This is a genomic window from Paenibacillus xylanivorans, from assembly GCF_001280595.1.
Classification (GTDB): Bacteria; Bacillota; Bacilli; order Paenibacillales; family Paenibacillaceae; genus Paenibacillus; species Paenibacillus xylanivorans.
This window is the reverse complement of record NZ_LITU01000023.1, coordinates 67,376-90,799: the sequence shown is the minus strand read 5'-3', so window position 1 is coordinate 90,799 and position 23,424 is coordinate 67,376. Positions and strand designations below refer to the sequence as shown.

Below are 23,424 nucleotides of genomic sequence, written 5' to 3'. Positions count from 1 at the left end.
CCGTAATGACCGGGTATACTTTTGTAATGGGCGCTAGCAAAGTAAAAAAACTCGTCCATCACTCTGCAGAAAAATGAACAACTGCACTATATAACATCTTATTTCGAAGCGGGTCGAACGTGACTTGATGCTGAACCTGCTTCACTCGGAGCAGCAATGCCTTGTTCATTCCGATTCGGTCTTCGATTGCCCGTTCCAGTTCATTGAAGTCATAAGCCTGCAGGCATTCGACTTTGTCTTTGATAATATCCAGTGTAATTTCCATGTTTGATTCAGGCCTCCTCCATGTCACGATTTGCAGGTACAAAAGCCTGCCGAGCTTTTATTGTAGAGGAGCTTGTCCGGTTCGGCAAGAGCGAACAAAGCGAATAATTAGAACGATGGAGGCGATCTGATTTCTATTCTAGGGGAGTCAAAACGAGAAGGGAATGTTATGCTTCAAATAATCACTAATAAACTCGTGCTGAAAATCAACTAAAGACGTGGTAAAATTGGTGGAGTAATAAATGGAGAAGGACCCATACGGCAATTAGCAAAGGGGGGCATCGCCCCTCTTTTTTATGCGAGTCTATTGAAGAGTGCGCTTCTCTTCGGGGTAGGATATATTCATCTTGATGTCATTAACAGATACTGATGTTTGAACGAAGTTACATTTGCATGGTATAAGTGAAGAAGAAGCAAGGACATCAAAATGTAAATTTCAACGGATCTGCTAATACTAATGTAAAAGATAAACATACAGATGCATGAGTTACGATTTTTTACTATTAATAAGGACATAGACTGTCCTGGTATATATAGAGGAGTTTCTAATATGAAAGAAAATTTTTGGCGTGATTTGCCACGACCATTTTTTATACTGGCACCTATGGAAGATGTGACGGATGTTGTGTTTCGCCATGTCGTAGGTGAAGCAGGCAGACCGGATGTGTTTTTTACGGAGTTTGCGAATACAGAGAGTTACTGTCACCCGGAGGGGAACAAAAGTGTACGCGGGCGTCTGACTTTTACAGAGGATGAACAGCCCATTGTAGCCCATATCTGGGGAGATAAGCCGGAATTCTTTCGCGAGATGAGCATCGGTATGGCGAAGGAAGGTTTCAAAGGCATCGATATTAATATGGGCTGTCCTGTCGCCAATGTGGCGGAGAATGGGAAAGGAAGCGGTCTGATCTGCCGTCCTGCGCTTGCAGCGGAGATCATTCAGGCGACCAAAGCCGGTGGCTTGCCCGTCAGTGTCAAAACTCGCCTCGGGTTCACCGAGGTGGAAGAATGGCGCGACTGGTTGACTCATATTTTGCAGCAAGACATTGTCAATCTATCCATTCATCTGCGGACAAGAGAGGAAATGAGCAAAGTAGATGCTCACTGGGAGTTGATCCCGGAGATCAAGAAACTTCGGGACGAGATTGCGCCGAATACGCTGCTAACCATTAATGGAGACATTGCTGACCGCGCGACCGGACTCAAACTCGCCGAGCAGTACGGTGTGGATGGCATTATGATTGGACGGGGCATTTTCCAGAATCCATTTGCTTTTGAAAAGGACCCAAGGGAGCATACCACAGAGGAGTTCCTTCATTTGCTGCGGCTGCACTTGGACCTGCATGATCAGTATTCAGAGCTTGAACCGCGTTCGTTCAGCCCGCTGGCCCGCTTTTTCAAAATCTACGTCCGTGGATTCCGCGGGGCAAGTGAGCTGAGAAACAGCTTAATGAACGCCAAAACAACGACTAGAGTACGGGAATTGCTCGATGAGTTTGGAAGTCAGGAACATGCGGAGACAGAGTAGGACGAAGAAGACGAATGGTTGTAATCATGGATACGGAGTATGATTCAGGTAGATTTAACAGCAAAAAAGAAGCGGTAGCTCTTCCGCTTCTTTTTTGCTGTTAATGTCGTTTTAGTCGTAATAATCTACTGCACTTCGTCCATTTTGGTAGTCCACAGCTTCCAGATCCGCACCTAATCAAGGAACAAGGCTACATTTCCTGACCAGTGTGAAGCATGGGCATTTAATGGCGTGCGTTGATATTTGTCACGTGCGTTGATATCTGCCCCTTGTTCTACCAGCCAGCGAAGATGTCTGTTCGTTGTGCTATGTTATAATTTAAATCAATATCGTTACTGGAGTTGGAAAGTTTAGAGCAATATTTAATTTGAACTGAGTGCCTTAGATTAGGAAGCAGGCTTTTGAGAATAGGAGGATCTATGTCCTGGAGTAAATTAAAGCAACAGCTGGAAAGTTTTCTTAGTCCTGCGCTGGTTGGAAAAGTAGATTACCGGGCGACCAGCTATCGCTATTCACCTGATAAATCAGGTAGTTGTTATCTGACCGTGGATCAGAAGAATATCCTCAATATGGGGGATACGACTACACCAATCCGGTGGTATCAGTCCGATCAGGAGATTAAGAATGATCCCAATATCGTGATATCTGTAAGTGATGAAGAGATTGAAGCTATTCGAAACGAAACCAAAGGGAACGTTCCGGAGGACCGTCTTCAAGTCATGGCAAGAAGCAGAAAAGTCTCCGTACTGGCCAAAGAGCTGTTGCTGGCACAAACCGCGTTAAGTAAAACGAATTTTACAGCAGCAGCGACTACGTTTTTGTCCACTTCCATAGAGGATAATCTGGAGAGCAAGGAGATTCTGTTCAATATTCTGGCTTTGGTGGACAGACGCGTTGGCAAGAAGCGAATTCTGAACATGTCTGAGTCGATTAACATGAAGCATCCGGCTGTGCAGTATTTTTATGAAATACGGCGTAGGACAGTGTGAAATTGATATATTGCTATAGCTTTTAACTATAACTAGTTATGGCATTTAAGTATCTCAGCCAACCTCGTTCTGCATGATATGATAATGGTATTCAACGAGGGGGTTTTTGACATGACTGATAAGTTCCAGATCGTAGGTAGTTTGTTGCCTCCTGATGAGCTGCTCAAATATAAAACGCAAATTGAACATCGTGATGATATCAAATATCCATTCTATGAAAGTTTTGAAGGTTATGAAAAATGCGAGACTGAGGCCATCAAACAAGTGGTGAAAAAAGAAATCGAGCATGACCTGTCGATTATTACAGATGGAGAGTTCTCCAAATCGATGTGGCATCTGGATTTTGTGTGGGGCTTTGGTGGAGTTGAGCGTTATATCGCAGACCATGGCTATTTTTTCCGTGATGTCGATGGATCTTCAAAATATGAAACACGTAAAGATATTGGCCTGCGCATAACTGGCGAATTGAGTGGCAAAAATCATCATTTCATTCAACAGTTCAAACAACTGCAGGACACGGCGGGTGACCAGCAAAAGAAAATTTGCGTACCGTCTCCATCCCATATTTTTGGTGAACTTTCCTGGTCGGATAATATCGGCGGTACGGACGCTGTTTATCAGAACATTCAGGAGCTCAAAGCGGGTCTTGTGAAGGCGTATAAGGAATTTGTCGAAGAATTCGCTGCTGCGGGCGGTAAAATCCTGCAATTCGATGATTGCTTGTGGGAACTGTTTGCAGACGACAACCCGAACTCTCCATTTACAGGGGAGCATATTAATCAAGAAGAAGTACAAGGTCTCGCTACAGAATTTATTGATATTAATAATACGGTGATTGACTTCGGTCATAGCCTGGGATTGAAAATGTGGACACACAATTGCCGCGGCAACTATGATTCTCGCAACATGGGCGGTGGATCTTACGCGAAAATCGCTAACCTGTTCCTGAAGCAATTGAAATATGATCGTTTCTTCCTGGAGTGGGATGATGATCGTGCGGGTTCTATCGAAGCCCTGGAGGTTTTCAAAGATAGACCTGAAACGGAAATCGTATTAGGGTTGTTGTCATCTAAGACCAATACACTTGATGATGAAGAGCGCGTAATCCGTTTGCTTGACGAAGCATCTAAAATTATTGATAAGGATCGTCTGTTACTTTCGCACCAATGTGGCTTTGCATCCTGCGATGGCGGTAACGAACTAAGCGAAGCTGAGCAATGGGCAAAAATCGATCAAGGTCAAAAGATTGCCAAGCAATACTGGGAAAACTAATTTCGAATAGCAGCATCTTGAGCTAAAAGGGATGCCTCGTAGGGCCGTCAATGGACCTGCGAGGCATCTCTATTTTTTATACCTCTTTTCTCCCCAAAATAACGTAGTTTCTTGCTTAAGGTTGCAGGACCATACTCAAATAGCATATCTAAGTGCAGCCTCACAGGACGTATCTGGATCGCCATTGTATTGCCCGATAAGTGGCTCTTTCTCAGATCGTTGATTAAGACTCTGTAGGAGAGAAACGGAGTAGATTACGTTTTATAGAGTAACTCATGTTAGGTCGTTCCAAATTTTGATATCATAGGGGTGGGCGCTAATCACTCGACATATGTCGACTTGTTAGCATTATTGGTGAGGTGAGAGGATGGGAAAGATCGAGCTTGTATTAATCAAACCTGGAAAGACGTTTACCGATTATCGACATTTGATCATTACGGAAGCAACAGAAGTATGCATTCTTAATATCATTAAAGGCCGATTATATCCTGATAAGAAGACGATGAATCCGACGTACGAACCCTATCCTACCAAGCAGGAAACCGTTGATCGGCTGAATGAACTGGCTAATGAACTGAGAACTAAAGGTTTTGTGGAAGCGCAGAGAGAGGTCTTGTTTCAGATCCCGGAAAAAGAAATATATGTGTATGACAAAGCGAAGTGGCATTATGAGGGAGACTTTCCGAAAGAGCTGGATATCACTCAAGCCTATGTTCCAACAGGGATGTTCATCACCTGGATAATCAAAAACGATATGATTGGCAAACAAAGCGGTAAAAACGATGCATCGGATATCGAGCTCGTGAAACGAAATGAAATGACGGGTGCTCAGTTCTATCGCAAGAACTGGGATGGTGTTTTAAGCTCAAAGGAATTGTCAGATGAAGCGGATGTCTTTGCTCGCGAATACCTGGATATCCATAACGACTTATACACCGCTGTTGATTTCACTAACGTATTGGCAACTGGTTTACCAACGATCTACCATGCGCAAGATTCCATTGAGAACTATCACATCCTTGAGCCGATAATTACTGAACGTTATAGGGATTGGAAAAGTCGTCAAAGACCATAAACCAAGGATAGAAATAAGGAAAATAAGCTATCAGCAATGGGCCACTGCTCTTCAGAGTAGTGGCTCTTTGTGTACAAACGATATGTTGGAATGGGAGTGAATTTAGTGGAATCTGGATGTATAGCGTGACAACAAGCTGTGATACAATGAAAGCGAAGTTGTTGTATGGATCATCTGGCAAGCTGTATTCCCTCTAAACGATAAATTAGAAATATATATATCCTAAAAAGGAGTTTTACACAATGAATTTGGAAGAAGTTATGCAAGAGCTTGAAGCGCTCGGGAAAGAACGAACAAAGAAAATATATATGTCCAATGGTGCACACGAACCGCTTTTTGGAGTAGCAACCGGGGCGATGAAACCAATCGCGAAGAAAATAAAAAAGGATCAACCTTTGGCCGAGCTGCTATACGCTACGGGGAACTATGATGCCATGTACTTTGCTGGCGTGATTGCCGATCCCCAAGCGATGACGGAAGCTGATTTTGACCGTTGGATCGATGCCGCTTATTTTTACATGATCTCTGACTTCATCGTTTCCGTCACGTTGGCGGAGACGGATATTGCCCAAGCGGTTTCGGACAAGTGGATTGCGAGCGGTGATGAACTGAAAATGTCTGCAGGCTGGAGCTGCTATTGCTGGTTACTCGGTAGCCGGCCGGATAGCGAGTTCTCCGAAAGTAAGTTGAACGATATGCTTAAACAGGTAGAACAGACAATTCACGAATCACCTGAACGCACCAAGTATTCCATGAACAACTTCCTCTACACCGTTGCAGTTTCCTACCTTCCGTTGCATGATCAGGCAGTGGAGACAGCCAAGGCCGTGGGACCTGTTGAAGTCAACAAGGACAAACCTAAGAGCAAGTTTCTGCTAGCATCCGAAAATATTCAAAAGGCAGTGGAAAAAGAGCGCACTGGATTCAAGCGTAAATATGTAAGATGTTAAGCTGAATAGTTGTCGTCAGTTTTGGTATAGGGAACATTCGAATCTGCAAATTGAAATCCACAATCACCATGTTATAATAAGGATAGAAACAGCTTATAATGTAAAGAGAGCCGTGCGCTAACACGACTCTCTGATGCAATAGCCGCTTTTAAGGGCGGTGGGCTTCAAAGCAGGGTACCGACTAAATAGACCGCATCCCTTAGCCAGAGGGCGGTCTATTTGTCTTTATTGGACAGCAGCGCTACAATCAGCGAACCGAAGGTAAGCATTAGCATAATCGCTTCAAATACTGTCACAAGGCATCACCTCCCTTCCGGGAGATTAGCCGACCGCCCATATAAGCCTTTCCATTGCTCTGTGAGTATACCATATTTTTCTTGGAGCTAATAGATGAACAATAATTCGTTTTCATAAAAGTCTTGGCATGATAAATACCCAGTACTGTGAATGCGGAGAGAGCGTTACGGTGGCTAGTATGAAGAATTATTTAGTTGTAAATAGATAAGAGGAAACACGCCATTTATAGGCGTGTTTTTTTGTGTTTACAGCTGGATACTAAAAATGTAACAGTATCAAAATTACGTATCGTATAAAAGTCCGAAGTGTTTACATCTAGTTACTTCTAACCACTTCTTTGGCTTGCTGCCTGCCCGCCGCGAGAAAGCTGTCGCTTAGTTCAGGATCATTAACAGAGCGTGCAAGAACAAGCGAGCCGACTAATGTACTAAACAGTGCACGACTTTTGGACACATCCATATCTGCCAGATTGGAGATAAAAGCAATCATCCGCTCCAGTTCATTAGTGAATACCTGCCGGATCTCATCGGAGGAGCGGGATATTTCACCGGAAAGGGCAGGAAATATACAGCTCATTTCCGTTTTGTCGCGGTGGTATGGACTCAGATAATAATCGATGACTGTATTGATTTTGGGCTCCTGCTCTTCCTGATCAGCGACTTTTTGAAGAAGTCCGATGGTATCGCTGATGGCATATTCGCAGGCTTCGGCGACCAGTTGCTCCTTGTTGTCAAAGTGTGAATAAAACCCTCCATGAGTCAATCCGGCTCCCTTCATAATGAACGGCACACTGACGACCTGGATACCATTGGTGCGAAAAGCCCGAGCAGCACTCTCTACAATTTTACCTCGTACTTTTATTTTATGGCCTTTGGGATAGGGCATTGTCATTCACTCCATAGCTTCATCATTCTATAGAAATTGAATATTTACGTTTAGTTCAATTTCTATACTTTTAAAATATTATAGTCATCATAATAAAGCCTGTCAATTTGGCGACTGGATATCTATTGATTTACAAAAGGGCAATTACGGTTGTTGACGGCTTTAAAATATGATGGTTATAATATATTACGGTCATCATATTTAAAATCAGCTTCGAATTGGGAGGTATCAGGATATGAGTAAACTTGAATCTGTAGATACGTTAGTTATTGGATCAGGTCCAGGAGGCTATGTGGCAGCGCTTCGTTCTGCGCAACTGGGGATGAAGACGGCAATTGTCGAACGTAAACAGCTTGGTGGAGTATGTACGCATGTTGGTTGCATACCATCCAAAGCCTTAATTGCGGAATCGCATCGCTATGATTTGTTCAGACAGTTCAATCAAGCTGATGCGGCAGCGACATTTAAGATTGCACAGGATTTTAAACAGGGGGTTGTGAATAAACAGGCAGGTGGCGTCCACTATTTGTTAAAGAATGCGGGTGTGACCATTCTCGAAGGAGAGGCCAGTCTGGTTGATAAGCACACGGCGATGATCCAGCAAGCTGGACAGGAGCAAAGCATTTCTTTTAAAAACCTCATACTGGCAACGGGATCTCGGCCGATTGAGCTGCCAGCATTTCCAGTTGGAGGTCGTATCTTGTCTTCCACAGAAGCACTGTCACTGCAGGAGGTGCCGAGTAGTCTGGTAGTTATCGGCGGAGGTTATATTGGTGTGGAACTTGGACAGATGTATGCCAAATTCGGAACACAGGTAACGATTCTGGAGGGAGGAGCACAAGTATTGCCCGGATTCGAGGGGGAACTTGCAGCCCCTGTAGTCAAACAATTGAAGGCGGATGGCATTCAGATCGTAACCGGAGCGATTGCTGAAAAGGTGGAGCAGGATGCTAGTTCCATTACACTACATTATTCAAGGAATCAGGAGCAGCATCAGGTTACAGCGGAATATGTATTGGTCACAATCGGCAGGAAACCCAATACGGACGGCCAGTTAGGACTGGAGCGAATTGTCTTGCCAGTGACCAGCGAAGGGCTGGTTGAAACGGATGAACAGTGCAGAACAATTATCCCGCATATTTATGCCATTGGAGATATTACAGCAGGTCCGGCACTCGCTCATAAGGCATCCTATGAAGCCAAAGTAGCGGCAGAGGCCATTGCTGGCCTTACCTCCAAAGTGGATTACAAGGTGATTCCGCTAGTCGTCTTTTCCGATCCAGAGCTATCCAGCGTTGGCTTAAGTGAGACAGAAGCGAAAGCACAAGCCATTCCGGTGGTTATTGGAAAATCTTCTTTTGGGATCAACGGAAGAGCATTGGCATTAAGGGAAACCGAAGGATTTGTGAAAATTGTGGCTGACCCGACCTCAGGAATTGTCATTGGTGCGCAAATCGTTGGCGTGGAGGCATCCACACTGATATCGGAGCTCGCACTTGCGATCGAGATGGGCGCAACCGTGGAGGACTTAGCCATGACGATTCACCCTCATCCCACATTGGGCGAAGTCACTATGGACGCTGCCGAGAACGCCGTCAGAAAAATGACGATCATAAGTAAAAATGCATAGCAGATTTAACCATATACGAGGATTGGGAATGGGAGAGATGGAAGAATGAAGATCAAAGCTGGTTTTTATATCGGGATTGCAATTGCGTTAATCGTTGGAGGTGCACTTCTGGCTGTCAAAGGAAAGGATGCGGTAAGTCAGGCCGAGAGTAGGAAACAAGGCATGCTTGAGGCAGAGCAAACGACAGTGATTTATCAGAATAGTCCAGGGGCGATTGTAGAGGTGGGGGCGTCTGCAGGTAACTCCGTGAAAGAGGGGGAGGTGCTATTCAAAGTAAAATCAGCTGAGGAAGGAGATGTGGATGTACTTGCATCGTATGACGGATTGGTCGACCGAGTTACTATAAAGCAGGGGGATCAAGTCCAACCAGGAGTGCCGCTGGCGATTCTGCAAAAGAATACCTATTATACGGACCTTTACATACAGGAAAGTGAAATTCAAAAGCTTGAAATGAATCAAAGCATTGATGTTCATTTTCCGTATTTGGATCAGCCAACACAGGTGACCGGGGTTGTTACTTCCATCTCATCCGCCCCTCAGTTTGCGAGCCTGCGCATGTCGCGCGAAAAAGGGCAAGCCGATTTAAGTATGTTTTTGGTCCGAATATCGATGGATTCGAATGTTGATTTGCTTCCGGGGATGACAGCAGAGGTGAAACTTGATGAAATCACTGATTGACGAGTGGAAGTACGTATGGGGAAGTAAGTATGTTCGACTGATTTTTATCGGTCCGATTATAGCAGCCCTATTTTTTGGTTTAATGTTTTCACAGAATCAAATTAGCAAATCACCAGTTGTGATCATTGATGAGGATCATAGCGAATATTCACGGCAGCTGATCTCCAAAATAAATGCGTCACAATATATGAGCGTCAAAAGTGTATATGCGAGCCGACTGAGCCCCGAAACATTGCTTGCCAATGAGCAGGCTGTAGCGGTCATTATGCTTCCGAAACAGTTGGGGCTGCGACAGCAACAGGGGAAATCGACGAACATCGGCATCTTGATGGATAACACGATGCCCTCGGGGCTAACCGGGATCCGGACCGCGATTCAAGAGGTCATCCAGACGGAAAATATGACCCTTTCCATGACACGTTTGGTCCAGAAAGGGATGGACGCCGAAACAGCTAAAGGAATCGTGTCACCGTTATCCCTTCAGCAACGGATGCTGTTTAATCCAACCTCCAGTTATGTTGGTTTTATGGTGCTTGGGTTTGTGAATATTGTAGTATTGATGATTACGACAAGTGCAGCGGGCTCGATTGCGCCTCGGTTGCGTCAGGATGGGAAACTGCTTGCAAATAGAAAATCACCTTTCCATCTATGGATTCGGTGTGTACCTTACGCTGTATTGAGTTCCCTTTCACTGCTTCTATCCTATGGATTATTAAAGCAGGTGGGGGGAATGCGGTTTGAAGCGGAGCCTTATCTTTTTATCATCCCAATGGTTGTTTATGCCTGCGCCTTGTCACTCATGGGTATGTTGATTGGGTACACTGCCAAAGACATGTCCAAAGTCAGTCTACGAACCAGCTTTGTATTGTATCCGTCCTTTCTAGCTACGGGAATTCAACTAACGCCGCTTGCATTTCCAGAACCGTTCCAAATTTTCGCATGGGCATTACCGATGAACTGGCTTAACCGCCTGATTCGCGGAATGGCTTTTCGGGACGGAGCGCTTACAGCCTACAGTCAGGAGTTGGGGGCATTGCTGATTATTATTGGCGTAGTGTCACTGTTGATGGGATTACTATTTCTGCGTGAGGCGAGCAAAGTTTCTTCCAGCCGGGAACCACTGTTGAATGCAGATGTGTTGCCGAGCAGCAGTTAATTGAAAAGATAAGTATTAAAACGAGAACAGACGCACGGGAATCATTCCTGATGCGTCTTTCTTTTTGGAGATCCCGCAGATGACATGTAACGATAAAGGTCCTTCTAGCGAAGGTTTTTTATATCGTTTATACTTGTAAGGCCAATTTACTTGAGGAGTTGTCTAACAAATCATGAATAAAAAAGAAGTCGCGCATATACGCAAGCAGTTTAAAATGGATCATGATCTACTGAATATTTACGATATTCTCAACGTGTATATTACCAAGGAAACGAACGAGATCTATCATTGGGAGCGCCATCCGTTTGAGCTGGTGGACAGAGAGAAGCAGGAACTGTACATGGGCAATTTCAAAAAATTGCTGACGGGCGAGCTGGATCAGAAACTGTTTGAGTTGAAGTTTCAGGAGCAAGCGGAAGAGCCAGCTCAGGTGATGCTTCACCAAGCACTGGTAACAGGAGACCCGGATGAATGGCAGGACCTGATGCTCCTGTTGGTGGAAAGAATGTTGGCGGATGCGAAGTATGAACGGGATATGGTGATCACGTTCGTTCGAGGACAATATTACTTGCCGACCAAGGCCCGTAACGATGAAGCGGAAGAAAGCGAGAAGAACGAAGTGTTCGCACATCCATTCATCCTGTGCAGCGTGAATTCCACGGAGAAGCAGCGTAAAACACTCTTGTTTGATTACGTGGAGAGAGAATTTAAGTACAATGTCATTGTAGATCCGGTTGTCAAATTAAGCACACCGGAGCAGGGTTTCCTGTACCCAAGCGTGACGGACAACTATTCCGATGTTAATCGTATTTTGTACTGCACAGGGAAATCGAATTTCCCGGATCCGCATTTTGTTGAAAATGTATTGAATGGAGAAAGATCCGTGACAGCACTGGAAGAACGGGCGATCTTCGAAGATATCGTGAAGGAAGTGGCCGGTGAACAGCTCGACTCAGCCACAATTGCACATGTGTACGAGGAGATCAACCGGGTCATCGAAATTAACGAAGAGTCACATGAGGAAGAACCTCCGAAGCTGGATTATAAAGATCTGGAACGTGTGCTGACTGCAAGCGGCGTAGAGGATCTGACGTCGGAGAAAGTGGAACGTGCATTTGAAACCATCGTTGACAACAAGAATTATGAAATGAAAGCGACCAGTGTTATGCCGAAATTTACTTCCAAGTCCATTAAGATTGAAACCAAAGTTGCTACGATTTCGGTTAGCCCGCAAGACCTGAGATATGTGAAACAAGTGAATTATCAAGGCAGACGGTGCATCATGATTGAAGTCGACGAAGATGTCGTAATCGAAGGATTCACGCTTACGACAGAGATCCTTTAGAGTCGTGTAACAATCCCTTTATTCGTATTGAAATGATGCAAAGAACGCAAGAAGACGCCTGAGAATCGCTTCCCAGAGCGTCTTTTTTTTGCCTATAAACTCCATCGCAGATATCCCTTCCCTACATCCACCCCGTAAACTCCAATATGGAGGCTTTCGCAGATTGCACTTCGGACTGTGCGCCTTTGCGCCATTCTTTCGGCGATTTCCCCATAAGTCTGGAGAAACATCGGTTGAAGCTGGAAATGGACTGAAAACCGACTTGTTCGGAGATTGAAAGAATGGAAGCGTCTGTGCTTTTTAATTGCTTGCAGGCTTCTTCAATCCGGGTGCTGTTTAGGAAATCCAGAGGTGCTGTTCCCATAATGTCATGGAATTTTCTGCGAAAATGAGTGGTGCTCAGGTGGCACAGATCAGCGAGAAAATCGATGGTAATGGGCGACATATAGTTTTTGGTGATATACTCCAGAACCGGAGAAATAACAAGATCACCTTTTAGATTATGCTGCGTTTCTTGGTCTGCCAAGGGTTCATTCCGGGAATGGATTCGCAGGAGTTCGATATAAAGGGATAACAATAAGCCATAGGCACTTTCCTGATAAAAAGGATTTTTCTGCTTCAATTCCTCTACGACCGATGTCGCAAGTGTATAAATCCTCGGATGTTCCTCCCTGTTTAAAATACAGTTCAATCCCTTAATTGCCCACAAATTGGGCTCAAAGTAACTGTAGGCACTGCTCTTAAACGAATGTTGAAAGAGATCCTCTGGTGAGAAAAAGAGATAAGACCAAAGACTGGCTTCATTGGGTGAACTATATGTTGTATGAGGAAGATACCTGGGGATAAAGGTCACATCACCAGCTTTAAAAGGCACAGATTCACCTTTGATCTCCATAATGCCGCTTTCTGAATGGCAAATGCCAATCTCCAAATGGTTGTGGAAATGGAGGTGTTCACTTTTGATATCGGAGATCTTCCAACGTTCACCGCTTAACAGCAGAATAGGAAAGTGGATTGGCAAGCTGTAGTGGCGGTATTCAATGATGGGCTGTTTTTTTCTGGGCACATTCGATAACTCCCATTCATAAATGATTGAAATTGCGCAGTTTTGTTGCGAATATGCTTAGATTGACACTATTTTACTGCGTACAATGAAATAAGTAAAGCGTTTTCAAACCAGGGACGGACAGCTCTCAAGCGCATTTGGGGGCGTGTGCGCTACGAGAGGGGAATCACCGATGCTTCAAGTGAAATATGACAGGGAAGTAATTTTGAATGTAATTGATAACGTTACCCAGAAAACACTGGCAATGGATTTGACGTGGGATTGGCCTTGCGGTGTGGCGTACTATGGTGTATCCAGAGCTTATCAAACGACAGGGAATAAAGAGTATTTGGACAGGCTTGTCCAATGGGCGGATGAATATATCGAGCTGGGCTTGCCGGACTGGACCGTAAATACATGTGCCATGGGCCATATGCTGATTACTTTATATGAAGAAACAGGGAACCAGAAATATTGGGATATTGTGATGAGCAAGGTGGATTATCTTCAAAATCATGCACTTCGATTCGGAGATAACGTGCTGCAGCATACCGTATCCGTTTCCAATGATTTTCCCGAGCAGGCATGGGCGGACACCTTGTTTATGGCGGCATTTTTTCTGCTCCGTGTAGGAAGCAAATTAAAGGATCAGGAAATGATTCAGGATGCTCTTAATCAATATTATTGGCATATCAAATACCTGCAAGATCCGAGCAGTGGTTTCTGGTACCACGGCTACAATAACGTCAACAAGGACCACATGTCCGGATTATATTGGGGAAGAGCGAACGCTTGGGGCGCCTACACCATGTCACAAGTAAAACCACAATTGAAGGACTGGTATCTATATCCACAGTGCATGGACGTGGAGTGTTCACTGCGGGATCAACTGGCAACTCTGAAGCTCGTGCAGATGGAGAATGGCTTGTGGCGCACAGTTCTGGATGACGAGCAGTCGTATGAAGAGGTGTCAGCTTCCGCTGGTATTGCAGCAGCCATGATCAATAACGGTAATCCGCTACATACAAAATACGTGCAAAAAGCATTGGAAGGCATCCTGAACAACATTAGCGAAGATGGGCGTGTACTGGGTGTATCGGGTGGTACAGCAGTGATGAAAGATCGGGAAGGATATCGGAATATTCCAAAAGACTGGATTCAGGGCTGGGGTCAGGGCCTGGCGCTCGCTTTCCTGTCCGACATGTTGAAATAGGGAGGGAACCAAGTTGTCCAAACCAATCAAAGGCTCCTTTACACTACCCGGCGAATCCGGTTATGAGGCACTGACTTTGGAACTTGCCGAACGGTGGGGTGCCGATGTCATTCGTGACAGTGACGGCACACAATTATCCGATGAGATTATTAATGCGGGGTATGGCATTTATTCGACTATCTGCATCATCCGGGATCATAATGAGTGGGCATCCCGAAATCAAGATAAGCTCCAGCAATGTTTTTTAATTACGAATCCGAAGGTAGCTGTACAAGATTATGTATCATTTTATCTGATGGAGGATTTTTTTGCTGAACAATTCAAAGTGAATGATTCCAAAGAGGCGTTTAAATATTGGCAGGTCTTTGACCGGACAACCGGGGAGGAGGTGCCAAGAGGGCAGTGGAATTATGAAAGGGAATCCGGCCATGTAGTCATTACCGGTATCGTCCCTTGGCATAAATACACCGTAAGCTTCATGGCCTATCGGATCTGGGAAGAGATTTCGATGTACAATCACACCACGAACCATTGGGACAAAGAGCATTTGATGCAAATTGATCCGATCTATCCGGAAACGCAGACATATCTGCTGGACTGGATGGAAAACTGGTGTCAGCAGCATCAGGAAACAACGGTGGTCCGGTTCACCTCATTATTTTATAATTTCGCCTGGATCTGGGGCAGTGACGAGCGTAATCGTCATCTTTTCTCGGATTGGGGTTCATATGATTTTACGGTAAGTTCAAGAGCACTTGATCTGTTTGCCAAAAAATATGGATATTCACTCACTGCCGAGGATTTTGTGAATGGCGGCAAATATCGGGTAAGTCATATTCCGGCGCAGCAGCGCAAGCTGGACTGGATGGCATTTATCAATGATTTTGTCATCGAATTTGGGAAAAAGTTAATTGATATCGTGCATAACCACGGCAAGCTGGCGTATGTCTTCTATGATGACAGCTGGGTTGGCATGGAGCCTTATAATGACCGCTTTCAGGAGTTTGGATTCGATGGGATGATTAAATGTGTGTTCTCAGGTTATGAGGCCAGGATGTGTTCAGGCGTCAAGGTCGACACCCATGAGATCAGGTTGCATCCATACTTATTCCCGGTGGGCTTAGGCGGGCTTCCTACCTTCAAGGAGGGGGGAGATCCGACGCTGGATGCGAAGAAATATTGGATTAATATTAGGCGTGCCCTGCTTAGGGAGCCGATTGATCGAATTGGACTGGGCGGATATCTGCATCTGGTAGAGCCTTACCCGGATTTTTGCGATTACATGGAGAAGATTGCCAATGAATTCAGGGAAATGAAAGAGCTGCATGACGAGGGCAAGCCCTATCAGATGAAGACAAAGGTAGCGGTTCTGCATAGCTGGGGCAAATTAAGATCATGGACATTGTCCGGCCATTTCCATGAAACGTATATGCATGACTTGATTCATGTTAATGAAGCCTTGTCCGGCTTACCGGTTGATGTGCAGTTCATTGATTTTGAAGATATCCGTCAGGGCGCACTGCAACATATTGATGTCGTCATTAATGCCGGCTCTGCCGGTTCAGCCTGGAGCGGCGGAGAGTATTGGAATGACCACCAGTGCGTGGACCTGCTGACCAAATGGGTGTATGAGGGCGGTACTTTTATTGGCATCAACCAGCCATCGGCGGTAGAAGGGTACGACAGCTTTTTCAGAATGGCACATGTTCTTGGAGTGGATGAGGACACAGGCGCCAAGGTGGTTCATGGAAAATGGACATATGGGACCCGCGATGAGCACGGTTTGTTGCCGGAAGGGGCAAGAATAACGCCGAAGCAAAACATTTATCTTATCGATGGAACAGCTAATGTAGTGGGTGAAGCGGATGGTATGATTACACTGTCTACGCATGTCTTCGGTAAAGGAAAAGGGATCTATCTGCCGTCTTTCCAATTTAGTTGGGAGAACACCAGGTTGCTGCTGAATCTGATTCGCTATGCGGGCAATGAATTTCATGAAACGAAGTACATCACGGATAACTTGTATACAGAGTGTGCTTATTATCCGGAGAGTAAAATATTGGTTGTGATTAACAACAGTGACCAAGTTCAAACCACGACGATCGATACCGAGTATGGAAAACAAACCGTGGAATTGGACCCGTATGATACGGTTATAACCAAAATAGGTTTAACAAAATCGGTATCCCCATAGAATAATGACTCGATAGACCGTATTCCCTTAACCAGGGAGCGGTCTATTTTGTTGAAAAGGAATTTTATTCATGAATATTTTATAAAGCAAACCATTTGAACATTTTCCACTAACTGAATAAACTGATCGAAATCACAATTTTAATCCTAATTTTTGCTCGGTTGTTCTTATTCTATGACGTTTATAGTGCGGATCTTACTGTGTAGTGTTAACATTATTTAGTAGAACGTTTAAATAAGAGTAGGAGATCATGAGCCCTAATATGTTATTGCTTTCATTTTTTCAAAGGAGAGGGTGGCCCTAATGTACAGTTATAAAATGTTGGACAAGATAAGCATGGAAACACTTCACCGAGCGTTTGTGGATGCGTTTTCCGATTATCAGGTTAAAATGGATTTGCCTTTTTGGAAATTTCAGCAAATGCTTCAACGAAGGGGTTATCACCCCGAAATATCCATGGGGGCCTTTAAGGATGAGAGAATGGTCGGATTTGTTATCAATGGACTTCGAAACTGGAATGGAAAGGAAACCGCATATGACCTTGGGACAGGTGTTGTAAAAGAATACAGACGGCAGGGCATAACTAGTGATCTGCTCTTGAATATAGAAAAGCTGCTAAAAGAAAAAAATGTAGAGCAATATTTGCTGGAAGTCATCCAATCTAACGAATCCGCAGTTCAGCTCTATAGTAAACATAACTTTAAAATTCAAAGGGAATTTTCATGTTTCCAGTTGGAAAAAGATAAATTCATACCGCAAACAACCTGCACGGTGGAATGTGTGGAGAAGATCGATCTGAAGCAGTTCAAAGAATTTTGGGATGTGGAGCCCTCCTGGCAAAATTCAATTGATTCCATCTACGCTGTGCCTGAAGCTTTTATCTATTTGGTTGCACGTCTGGATCACAGCATTGTTGGCTATGGCATTATAGATAAAAAAACAGGTGATATTCCACAGCTCGCAGTCAACCAAAATTACCGGGGCAAAGGTATTGCAAGCAGCATCCTGACAGAGATGGTCCAACGCACAGAATCTCCTAAAGTCAGTGTCCTCAATATGGAAGCTCATCTTAAACCGATGGAAGATTTTCTGGTCAAATCAGGCTTTGAGTATCATGTTGGCCAGTACGAAATGCTCTTGAAATTATAACGTGATCGCCGTTTCGGCGTTAAGTTAGAGGTTGCCTGATAATTCATCAGAAACCAGAATGATTATCTTATTAAACTGAAGGAACATAATCATGTTCAATCAACCGACAGCTTTTTCAGAATGGCACATGTGCTGGGTGTGGATGAGGATACAGGCGCAAGGGTCGTTCATGGAAGATGGCCGTATGAGGCGCGGGATGAGATGGTTTGGTGCCGGAAGGGGCCAACAATAACATGTACCTTACCGATGGGACAGCTGCTGTTCTGGATGCACAGGGCGGGAATATTGCATTGTCTACACATTATTTCGGTAAAGGAAAAGGGATCTACCTGTCTTCCTTCGAATTCAGTTGGGAGAACACAAGGTTACTGCTGAATCTGATTCGCTTTGCGGGCAATGAATTTCATGAAACGAAGTACATCACGGATAACTTGTATACAGAGTGCACTTATTATCCGGAAAGTAAAATATTGGTCTTGATTAATAATAGTGATCAAGTTCAAACGACGACGATCCATACCGAGTATAGAAAACAAACCGTGGAAGTAGATCCGTATGACACCAAAATCACCCATATAGGCTTGATAAAGTCGGTGTAGGAGCATAAAAAAATAACGAAATAAGACGTTCAGGATTACTTCCTGAGGCGTCTTATTTTTCATGTGAAAGTAAACAGCCGATCCCATGAATATGGATCGGCTGTTGTTGTAAATCAAGATCTATACGGAATTCTTTTTAAATCCTCAGTCAATCCCGTTATTGCAACTGCCAGAGGGTTGGTGTTGCCGAAGGGATCCAATCCACTTGAGACGTGTGTGTTAGGAGACACTTGTACGTCAAGCCATTGTAGCTGACGATTGTACCCACTGTGTATTGGGTGTTGGTTGCCCATGCAGGTGCAGTTGAAGCTGCGGCTGTTTTACCGCTGATTGTGCTTGCAGCTGATTGGTTGCCTGCCGCGTCAACAGCATAAACCGAAAAGTTGTAGGTCGTGTTTGCTTCAAGATTGGTTACCGTATAGGACGTTGCCGTCCCGGATGTCGTTGTAACTAAAGTAGAGCCGTTGTAAATTTTATAACCTGTTACTCCAACATTATCCGTAGATGCCGTCCACATCAGCTGAATGCTGGAGGCGGTCGGTGTTCCCATCACATGTAGCCCGCCTGGAGATGTTGGTGCGGTAGTGTCGTTAGCTGGAGGTGCAGTTGTGGTAACGCTTACAATATTACTGGCTGCAGATTCGTTGCCTGCGGCATCAACTGCTTTGACAGTAAAGGTATAAGTCGTACTTGCTGTCAGACCCGTTACCGTATAGCTTGTAGTTGCGCCGGATACATTCCCTACCAAGGTAGACCCGTTGTAAATTTTATACCCTGTTACACCTACATTATCTGTTGAAGCCTTCCATGATAAGGATGTGCTCGTAGCTGCAGTTGCAGTCGACACAAGGGAAGCTGGAGGTGTTGGAGCTACATTGTCAACCGGATTCGTCCCGGAGAAGTTCACGTCGATGACATTATAGAAGGCGTTGGGAGTATCCGCGACCTCCCAGACAGCTAGAATCACATGATAACCACTGCGTTCAGGTACGTTGCATGAGTTGGTGTAGCTAAATGGAGGTTGGCTGCCATCGTAGGGAACTGAACAGAACGGTGTCAGGTCGAATGAATTACGGGATAAAGGTGCTTCCGGATTCCAGGTTGTTTTCGTAATATAATATTTCCAGCTTGCTGTTGAATGGTTAGCCGTGAGCTTCCAAGTAAATGTATTACTGCCACTGGACATATTTACTTTCGACCAACGCGTAGCGGATTGCTCATCAAGTTTAGGAAACACACCGTTAGCGCTTGCGATATGACCATCCACAGGTCCTGCAGTAGGGAAGCCTTTAGGCGCTTCCAAGCTTTGAGGCTCATACACAATCGTGCCGCAATCTTTGTTGACTCCCGAAGCACACAGTGCAGCTCGGCTGGCCGGCCCTTCTACGTAGCCGTGTGACAACGCCTTTGGACTGTTGAACAGTATGCTTACAGTTGTAAGCACCAACAGACAGCAAATAAATAATAGCTTGGATGAAGAAGGTAAAATGAATCGAAATAAGGACATTCAATAGCCTCCTGTATAAAATATTTATATAAACTCAAGTAAGAGCTTATATCGTAATTAAGGAAGTGCTATACCATTAGGGATATTGATTAATAAAGAAATCGAGATACATGCAATTTTAAATGTTATTTCTAAAGTTATTGTAAAGGACGCACATTTGCTGAACAAGGATAAATTTGATAGATAATCCAGTTATTCAAGACTTAGGTAGTTATACAAAAAAAGCTTTTGCGGAGAGATCATCTCTCCACAAAAGCCTTTATTTCCGACTGGATTGATAAGTGGAGTGCGTGTTACATATCGATTTTAAAGAAAAGGCAAGAGAAAAAAGATTCATTCTTAACTAGGGAATCGGTCAAAAAACCTTCGAAAGCAACCCACAGTTTGTTGAAGATCTCCAACAGTTGGTTGTTGATCATGGGCTGCATTGTAGTGATTTGGAGTGGAGAAAGTAACTGTTCAATGCTTAATAGATCCAGATCTTTATCTGCCGCCCATATTCTCTGAATCACATCATAGCCTTCCACAGCCAGCATCGGATCTCGGGTCTCATAGTCGAAAATGACCGGGTTGTCCAGAACCATATCCACACATGGAGATAACAAAATAATATCTTTGGGTTGAGGAAGAAGATTCATCTTAATGTAATGTGCAAAGCTGAGGGTAATATTTCCGCCCGCTGAATCTCCCATGATAGTAAGTTGTGCAGGACTCTTTATTGATTCAATGATTTCCTGGTATAAGTTCAAGAGTTTCGGATAAGTATGCTGATAGTTGAAATGAGGCACTTTGGGGTAGATGGGTGCAATAACTTTGGCATTCAAGGATTGAGCCATGCGATCCATGAACTTCCAATGAAAGGTTAGAGGCTGGTGTGTATGAGCGCCGCCATGTATATATAGAATCACTTTTTGATCAGCAGACATCTGGTCATTCAATGTAAATACCTGCATGTCTTCAAAGGAACGTTCGTTTACTGAAGAGATAAATTTAACCTTACCCAGCTCATAAGGTTTAGTATTCTCCATACCCATGTGCTCCAGGTGTTTCAGGGTATTTTCTCGCGTGGATAAATTCTTCTTGCTATCTAAAGTTCCGATGTATTTTTCTAGTAGATAGCTCTTGATAGAGCGTTTTTTGTTGTATATATTCACACTCATCTGTGCGCATAAAAGAGGAGAAATGAATTCAGCTAAGCATTTACCCGATTAAATATATTCTGGAAAATAAATTAAAAATATACTATGTTATAGGTTGATAGATGAAGGGATCATTTATCTGTAACTATAGTGATGATCATATCAAACATAAGGAGCATACATATGTTCAATCAACCGACTGCTTTACGTTCAGTGCTCAACCCTAAATATCTGGAGCTTGTATTGAGTGATCAATATGACATCGGATCGTGGGAAGAATGTTTATTCTGGCTGAGAGGGTTAAATGATACCTACCGTGTACGTACTTCCTCTGGCATGTATATTCTTCGTGTCTACCGTACTGAAATTACGGAGGCTGATGTTCAGTACGAACTGTCCCTATTATCTCAACTAAAGGGCATTCTAGGTTCATCAGTACATACTGATATTGGAGAATACATCGAGAAGAAAGATCATACTGGATATACTGTGTTGGAGGCCGGGGAAGGCAAGCGGGTTGCTGTGATGTTTCGGTATATTGAGGGTATCGAGAACAACCTTGAAGATGAACAGTCATGTTACGCTTTTGGTCAGTCTGCGGCTGAGCTGCATAAAGCGATGGACCAAGTGGTAATGGAGCAGCCGCGATATGAGTTGGATACGAAGTTTCTCATTGACGAGCCTCTTGAACGAATCATCAACTACATCGGTGAAAAAAATGAAGCATCATCATTCCTACATACGTTTGCTAGAGAGTTAAAAGAACGAATCGGCGTCGCATCCAAACTAGGTTTGGACAAGGGGCTGTGCCATGGCGATATGCATGGGAACAATAACGCATTTCAACAGGGCAATCAGTTCATCCATTATGACTTTGAGTGGGCGGCTAAAGGCTGGCGTGCCTACGATCTGGCACAGGTGAAGGCTCGAAAGAGACAGTCTGGTGAACAAAAAGAAGTGTTATGGAGTGCGCTCATAGCAGGATATCGTTCGGTAAGAAGCTTCTCTACCGAAGATGAACAGGCTGTTGACCTTTTTATTATTGCTCGCCGATTCTGGGTTATGGGTCTGGATGTTGCTTTTATCGAAAGTGATATGGGTGCGCTGGATTATGGTTCGGATTGGTTGGATAGTTTCGTGGAAGAGTTCCGGGATACTGGAATTGTTCAGTAGTGATGACTAACAGCAATGATGGATTCAAATGAAGAAGGCCTTCTGGATGGTTCCAGAGGGCCTCTTTTATTTTGTAAGATGCATTTCATGACCTTTACTTAGTTCGATGAGGACGAAGCAACGACGGCAGCCGATGTTGCAGCAGCGGCCATGGCTGCCTGTTGAGCAATGATAATGTTGGTGATGCTAGTGGAGATAGCCGTGGTTAGAACGCCGTTTCGAAGATCCTCCACATATTGAACTGCCACCAGCGAAGATGACAGTAGCAGCAATTCCTGTTTGTTAATCGACCAGGCACCGAAGCCCTTCTGGGTACGCAACGATTCATACGTTTCCTCAACTTGTGCTACTAGCGTATCTCGGTCAGCAGGCAGCAGGGAGAGAATCCCCAGAGAGGGCAGGGTGTACATTTTGTCCATTCGTATATCCCGCCTACGGAATGCTTCGTTTAATGCGAGTACGCGAGCTCCCGCCTCTGGATTATCATCTCCTAGGACCAGCACCTGCGTTAATGCCTGCACACTATTGCCCGGCGAGAACTCAGGTTTTAATTCAGCATAGAGCTGCTCCATACGGGTCACACCGGATGCCACGTCAAGATCGGAAAGGGCCAACATGGCAGCGAAAATATAGTCGTCCTGTCCGGTAAGAAAGCGGTGTTGGGCTTTCATGTGATCATAAAATGCTTTGGCTCGTTCGACCTTATGCTCGAATGGATCAGGCGTCGCATGAGCTGCGATCTGATAGGCGGCAATAACCAGATAATCGGATGTACGAAATTTAATATTTTTCATCAGATCATAGATCAGAAGGGTGTCTGCCAGTTTGGTTTCCTGTTCTGTCGTAAGCGAGAGCATGGTGGCGATGTTAATCGCCGAATTTCCCCGAAAGACCGAAAAGAGCTTTGTGTTTTGCTTAATCAATTCATGGCTTTGACGGATGGCTTCGCCATCGGCTTGTTTATTTTCCGCTGCATATAGCAGGGCTGCCAGACGGTGCATCATCACATTTTGCCACTTGAATGATTTTTTGATGATCTCAGCGTTGGAAACGAATAGTTCGACGCGTGCAGCATGTTGCAGTTGCATAAGCAGACCTCCCGAATGATTGGACCTTTTCTCCAGTTTACTATAAAAGATGCCTCCCCGTTCACATAAAAAGCACCCCACAGAAGTTTATGGACTCCCTCACAGGCTCCAATTTGTACTTCTAAGAGGTGCATTTGATTGCAACGAAAGGGTTCATTTATTTGAATCTGCATATAAGAATAGGTACTATACGTTCGTTGTACTGTTAATTGAAAGAAATGGTGTAGGACACGGAAGGGTACAACGCC

General features: G+C 44.4%; 22 protein-coding genes. 14 read left to right on the top strand and 8 right to left on the bottom strand.

From position 1 onward, the window contains the following. Positions 1-58: 58 nt before the first annotated feature. Positions 59-265, bottom strand: a complete 207-nt coding sequence (locus AMS66_RS02585) for a DUF2536 family protein (protein ID WP_053779304.1) — start codon at positions 263-265, stop codon at positions 59-61. Between the two features lie 549 nt (positions 266-814). Between AMS66_RS02585 and AMS66_RS02580 the strand changes: the two genes are divergently transcribed. Further along, positions 815-1,792, top strand: a complete 978-nt coding sequence (locus AMS66_RS02580; RefSeq protein ID WP_053779303.1) for a tRNA dihydrouridine synthase — start codon at positions 815-817, stop codon at positions 1,790-1,792. A 173-nt stretch (positions 1,793-1,965) separates the two neighbouring features. Here AMS66_RS02580 and AMS66_RS33365 read toward each other — a convergent pair whose 3' ends face one another. After that, positions 1,966-2,052 carry a hypothetical protein gene (locus AMS66_RS33365; RefSeq protein ID WP_236703108.1) on the bottom strand — a complete coding sequence of 29 codons (87 nt, stop codon included), beginning with the start codon at positions 2,050-2,052 and terminating at the stop codon, positions 1,966-1,968. Between the two features lie 159 nt (positions 2,053-2,211). Between AMS66_RS33365 and AMS66_RS02575 the strand changes: the two genes are divergently transcribed. The 4 genes from AMS66_RS02575 to AMS66_RS02560 all read left to right on the top strand — a co-directional run bounded on the left by AMS66_RS02575 (position 2,212) and on the right by AMS66_RS02560 (position 6,078). Continuing rightward, a complete protein-coding gene (locus AMS66_RS02575; protein ID WP_053779302.1) occupies positions 2,212-2,781 on the top strand; it encodes an SF0329 family protein in 570 nt (189 codons plus the stop codon). A gap of 111 nt (positions 2,782-2,892) precedes the next feature. Then, the gene (locus tag AMS66_RS02570) at positions 2,893-4,053 is read left to right on the top strand and encodes a cobalamin-independent methionine synthase II family protein (protein ID WP_053779301.1); all 1,161 of its coding nucleotides are present in this window, start codon (positions 2,893-2,895) and stop codon (positions 4,051-4,053) included. 367 nt (positions 4,054-4,420) lie between these two features. Next, positions 4,421-5,128 (top strand): DUF7832 domain-containing protein, encoded by a 708-nt coding sequence (locus tag AMS66_RS02565; protein WP_053779300.1) that lies wholly within the window; start codon positions 4,421-4,423, stop codon positions 5,126-5,128. Between the two features lie 242 nt (positions 5,129-5,370). Further along, entirely contained in the window at positions 5,371-6,078 is a 708-nt protein-coding gene (locus AMS66_RS02560; RefSeq protein WP_053779299.1) for a DNA alkylation repair protein, read from the top strand. A 215-nt stretch (positions 6,079-6,293) separates the two neighbouring features. Here the strand turns inward: AMS66_RS02560 and AMS66_RS34620 are convergent, their stop codons facing one another. Both AMS66_RS34620 and AMS66_RS02555 read right to left on the bottom strand, forming a co-directional pair. Continuing rightward, positions 6,294-6,374, bottom strand: a complete 81-nt coding sequence (locus tag AMS66_RS34620; RefSeq protein ID WP_363325771.1) for a putative holin-like toxin — start codon at positions 6,372-6,374, stop codon at positions 6,294-6,296. Between the two features lie 316 nt (positions 6,375-6,690). Then, positions 6,691-7,260 (bottom strand): TetR/AcrR family transcriptional regulator, encoded by a 570-nt coding sequence (locus AMS66_RS02555; protein ID WP_053779298.1) that lies wholly within the window; start codon positions 7,258-7,260, stop codon positions 6,691-6,693. 235 nt (positions 7,261-7,495) lie between these two features. On the opposite strand from AMS66_RS02555, the gene lpdA reads away from it, so the two are divergent. From lpdA to AMS66_RS02535, 4 genes are all read left to right on the top strand, one after another. Then, complete coding sequence (gene lpdA, locus AMS66_RS02550) at positions 7,496-8,890, top strand: dihydrolipoyl dehydrogenase (protein ID WP_053779297.1); 1,395 nt, start codon at positions 7,496-7,498, stop codon at positions 8,888-8,890. 45 nt (positions 8,891-8,935) lie between these two features. Next, on the top strand, positions 8,936-9,568 hold the full coding sequence (locus AMS66_RS02545) for an HlyD family efflux transporter periplasmic adaptor subunit (protein WP_053779296.1): 633 nt from the start codon (positions 8,936-8,938) through the stop codon (positions 9,566-9,568). After that, positions 9,552-10,724 (top strand): ABC transporter permease, encoded by a 1,173-nt coding sequence (locus tag AMS66_RS02540; RefSeq protein WP_053779295.1) that lies wholly within the window; start codon positions 9,552-9,554, stop codon positions 10,722-10,724. The genes AMS66_RS02545 and AMS66_RS02540 overlap by 17 nt, the downstream gene beginning before the upstream one ends. A 172-nt stretch (positions 10,725-10,896) precedes the next feature. Beyond that, positions 10,897-12,069: a DUF4317 domain-containing protein gene (locus AMS66_RS02535; RefSeq protein ID WP_053779294.1), complete on the top strand. Its 1,173-nt coding sequence runs from the start codon at positions 10,897-10,899 to the stop codon at positions 12,067-12,069. A gap of 121 nt (positions 12,070-12,190) precedes the next feature. Here AMS66_RS02535 and AMS66_RS02530 read toward each other — a convergent pair whose 3' ends face one another. Next, positions 12,191-13,135, bottom strand: coding sequence for a helix-turn-helix domain-containing protein (locus AMS66_RS02530; RefSeq protein WP_053779293.1), 945 nt, complete (start codon positions 13,133-13,135; stop codon positions 12,191-12,193). A gap of 172 nt (positions 13,136-13,307) precedes the next feature. On the opposite strand from AMS66_RS02530, the gene AMS66_RS02525 reads away from it, so the two are divergent. The 4 genes from AMS66_RS02525 to AMS66_RS34295 all read left to right on the top strand — a co-directional run bounded on the left by AMS66_RS02525 (position 13,308) and on the right by AMS66_RS34295 (position 18,269). Continuing rightward, entirely contained in the window at positions 13,308-14,327 is a 1,020-nt protein-coding gene (locus tag AMS66_RS02525; RefSeq protein WP_053779292.1) for a glycoside hydrolase family 88/105 protein, read from the top strand. Between the two features lie 13 nt (positions 14,328-14,340). Then, entirely contained in the window at positions 14,341-16,521 is a 2,181-nt protein-coding gene (gene gnpA / locus AMS66_RS02520; RefSeq protein WP_053779291.1) for a 1,3-beta-galactosyl-N-acetylhexosamine phosphorylase, read from the top strand. A gap of 318 nt (positions 16,522-16,839) precedes the next feature. Beyond that, complete coding sequence (locus AMS66_RS02515; RefSeq protein ID WP_236703097.1) at positions 16,840-17,670, top strand: GNAT family N-acetyltransferase; 831 nt, start codon at positions 16,840-16,842, stop codon at positions 17,668-17,670. A gap of 233 nt (positions 17,671-17,903) precedes the next feature. Beyond that, positions 17,904-18,269: a 1,3-beta-galactosyl-N-acetylhexosamine phosphorylase C-terminal domain-containing protein gene (locus AMS66_RS34295; protein WP_053779289.1), complete on the top strand. Its 366-nt coding sequence runs from the start codon at positions 17,904-17,906 to the stop codon at positions 18,267-18,269. Between the two features lie 157 nt (positions 18,270-18,426). Here AMS66_RS34295 and AMS66_RS02505 read toward each other — a convergent pair whose 3' ends face one another. Continuing rightward, entirely contained in the window at positions 18,427-19,776 is a 1,350-nt protein-coding gene (locus AMS66_RS02505) for a lytic polysaccharide monooxygenase (RefSeq protein ID WP_053779288.1), read from the bottom strand. Between the two features lie 293 nt (positions 19,777-20,069). Then, positions 20,070-20,936: an alpha/beta hydrolase fold domain-containing protein gene (locus tag AMS66_RS02500; RefSeq protein WP_082350531.1), complete on the bottom strand. Its 867-nt coding sequence runs from the start codon at positions 20,934-20,936 to the stop codon at positions 20,070-20,072. A 162-nt stretch (positions 20,937-21,098) separates the two neighbouring features. Here AMS66_RS02500 and AMS66_RS02495 point away from each other — a divergent pair, with 162 nt between their 5' ends. Beyond that, positions 21,099-22,088, top strand: a complete 990-nt coding sequence (locus tag AMS66_RS02495; RefSeq protein WP_053779287.1) for a phosphotransferase — start codon at positions 21,099-21,101, stop codon at positions 22,086-22,088. A gap of 98 nt (positions 22,089-22,186) precedes the next feature. On the opposite strand, the gene AMS66_RS02490 is transcribed toward AMS66_RS02495, so the two are convergent. Further along, on the bottom strand, positions 22,187-23,176 hold the full coding sequence (locus tag AMS66_RS02490) for a DUF4003 family protein (RefSeq protein WP_053779286.1): 990 nt from the start codon (positions 23,174-23,176) through the stop codon (positions 22,187-22,189). Positions 23,177-23,424: the final 248 nt, after the last annotated feature.

Bases quoted from the DNA above. Each gene is read 5' to 3' on its own strand.
- AMS66_RS02585 (WP_053779304.1), bottom strand. From the start codon at position 265: ATGGAAATTACACTGGATATTATCAAAGACAAAGTCGAATGCCTGCAG.
- AMS66_RS02580 (WP_053779303.1), top strand. From the start codon at position 815: ATGAAAGAAAATTTTTGGCGTGATTTGCCACGACCATTTTTTATACTG.
- AMS66_RS02575 (WP_053779302.1), top strand. From the start codon at position 2,212: ATGTCCTGGAGTAAATTAAAGCAACAGCTGGAAAGTTTTCTTAGTCCT.
- AMS66_RS02570 (WP_053779301.1), top strand. From the start codon at position 2,893: ATGACTGATAAGTTCCAGATCGTAGGTAGTTTGTTGCCTCCTGATGAG.
- AMS66_RS02565 (WP_053779300.1), top strand. From the start codon at position 4,421: ATGGGAAAGATCGAGCTTGTATTAATCAAACCTGGAAAGACGTTTACC.
- AMS66_RS02560 (WP_053779299.1), top strand. From the start codon at position 5,371: ATGAATTTGGAAGAAGTTATGCAAGAGCTTGAAGCGCTCGGGAAAGAA.
- AMS66_RS02555 (WP_053779298.1), bottom strand. From the start codon at position 7,260: ATGCCCTATCCCAAAGGCCATAAAATAAAAGTACGAGGTAAAATTGTA.
- lpdA (WP_053779297.1), top strand. From the start codon at position 7,496: ATGAGTAAACTTGAATCTGTAGATACGTTAGTTATTGGATCAGGTCCA.
- AMS66_RS02545 (WP_053779296.1), top strand. From the start codon at position 8,936: ATGAAGATCAAAGCTGGTTTTTATATCGGGATTGCAATTGCGTTAATC.
- AMS66_RS02540 (WP_053779295.1), top strand. From the start codon at position 9,552: ATGAAATCACTGATTGACGAGTGGAAGTACGTATGGGGAAGTAAGTAT.
- AMS66_RS02535 (WP_053779294.1), top strand. From the start codon at position 10,897: ATGAATAAAAAAGAAGTCGCGCATATACGCAAGCAGTTTAAAATGGAT.
- AMS66_RS02525 (WP_053779292.1), top strand. From the start codon at position 13,308: ATGCTTCAAGTGAAATATGACAGGGAAGTAATTTTGAATGTAATTGAT.
- AMS66_RS02515 (WP_236703097.1), top strand. From the start codon at position 16,840: ATGTTGGACAAGATAAGCATGGAAACACTTCACCGAGCGTTTGTGGAT.
- AMS66_RS34295 (WP_053779289.1), top strand. From the start codon at position 17,904: ATGTACCTTACCGATGGGACAGCTGCTGTTCTGGATGCACAGGGCGGG.
- AMS66_RS02505 (WP_053779288.1), bottom strand. From the start codon at position 19,776: ATGTCCTTATTTCGATTCATTTTACCTTCTTCATCCAAGCTATTATTT.
- AMS66_RS02500 (WP_082350531.1), bottom strand. From the start codon at position 20,936: ATGAGTGTGAATATATACAACAAAAAACGCTCTATCAAGAGCTATCTA.
- AMS66_RS02495 (WP_053779287.1), top strand. From the start codon at position 21,099: ATGTTCAATCAACCGACTGCTTTACGTTCAGTGCTCAACCCTAAATAT.
- AMS66_RS02490 (WP_053779286.1), bottom strand. From the start codon at position 23,176: ATGCAACTGCAACATGCTGCACGCGTCGAACTATTCGTTTCCAACGCT.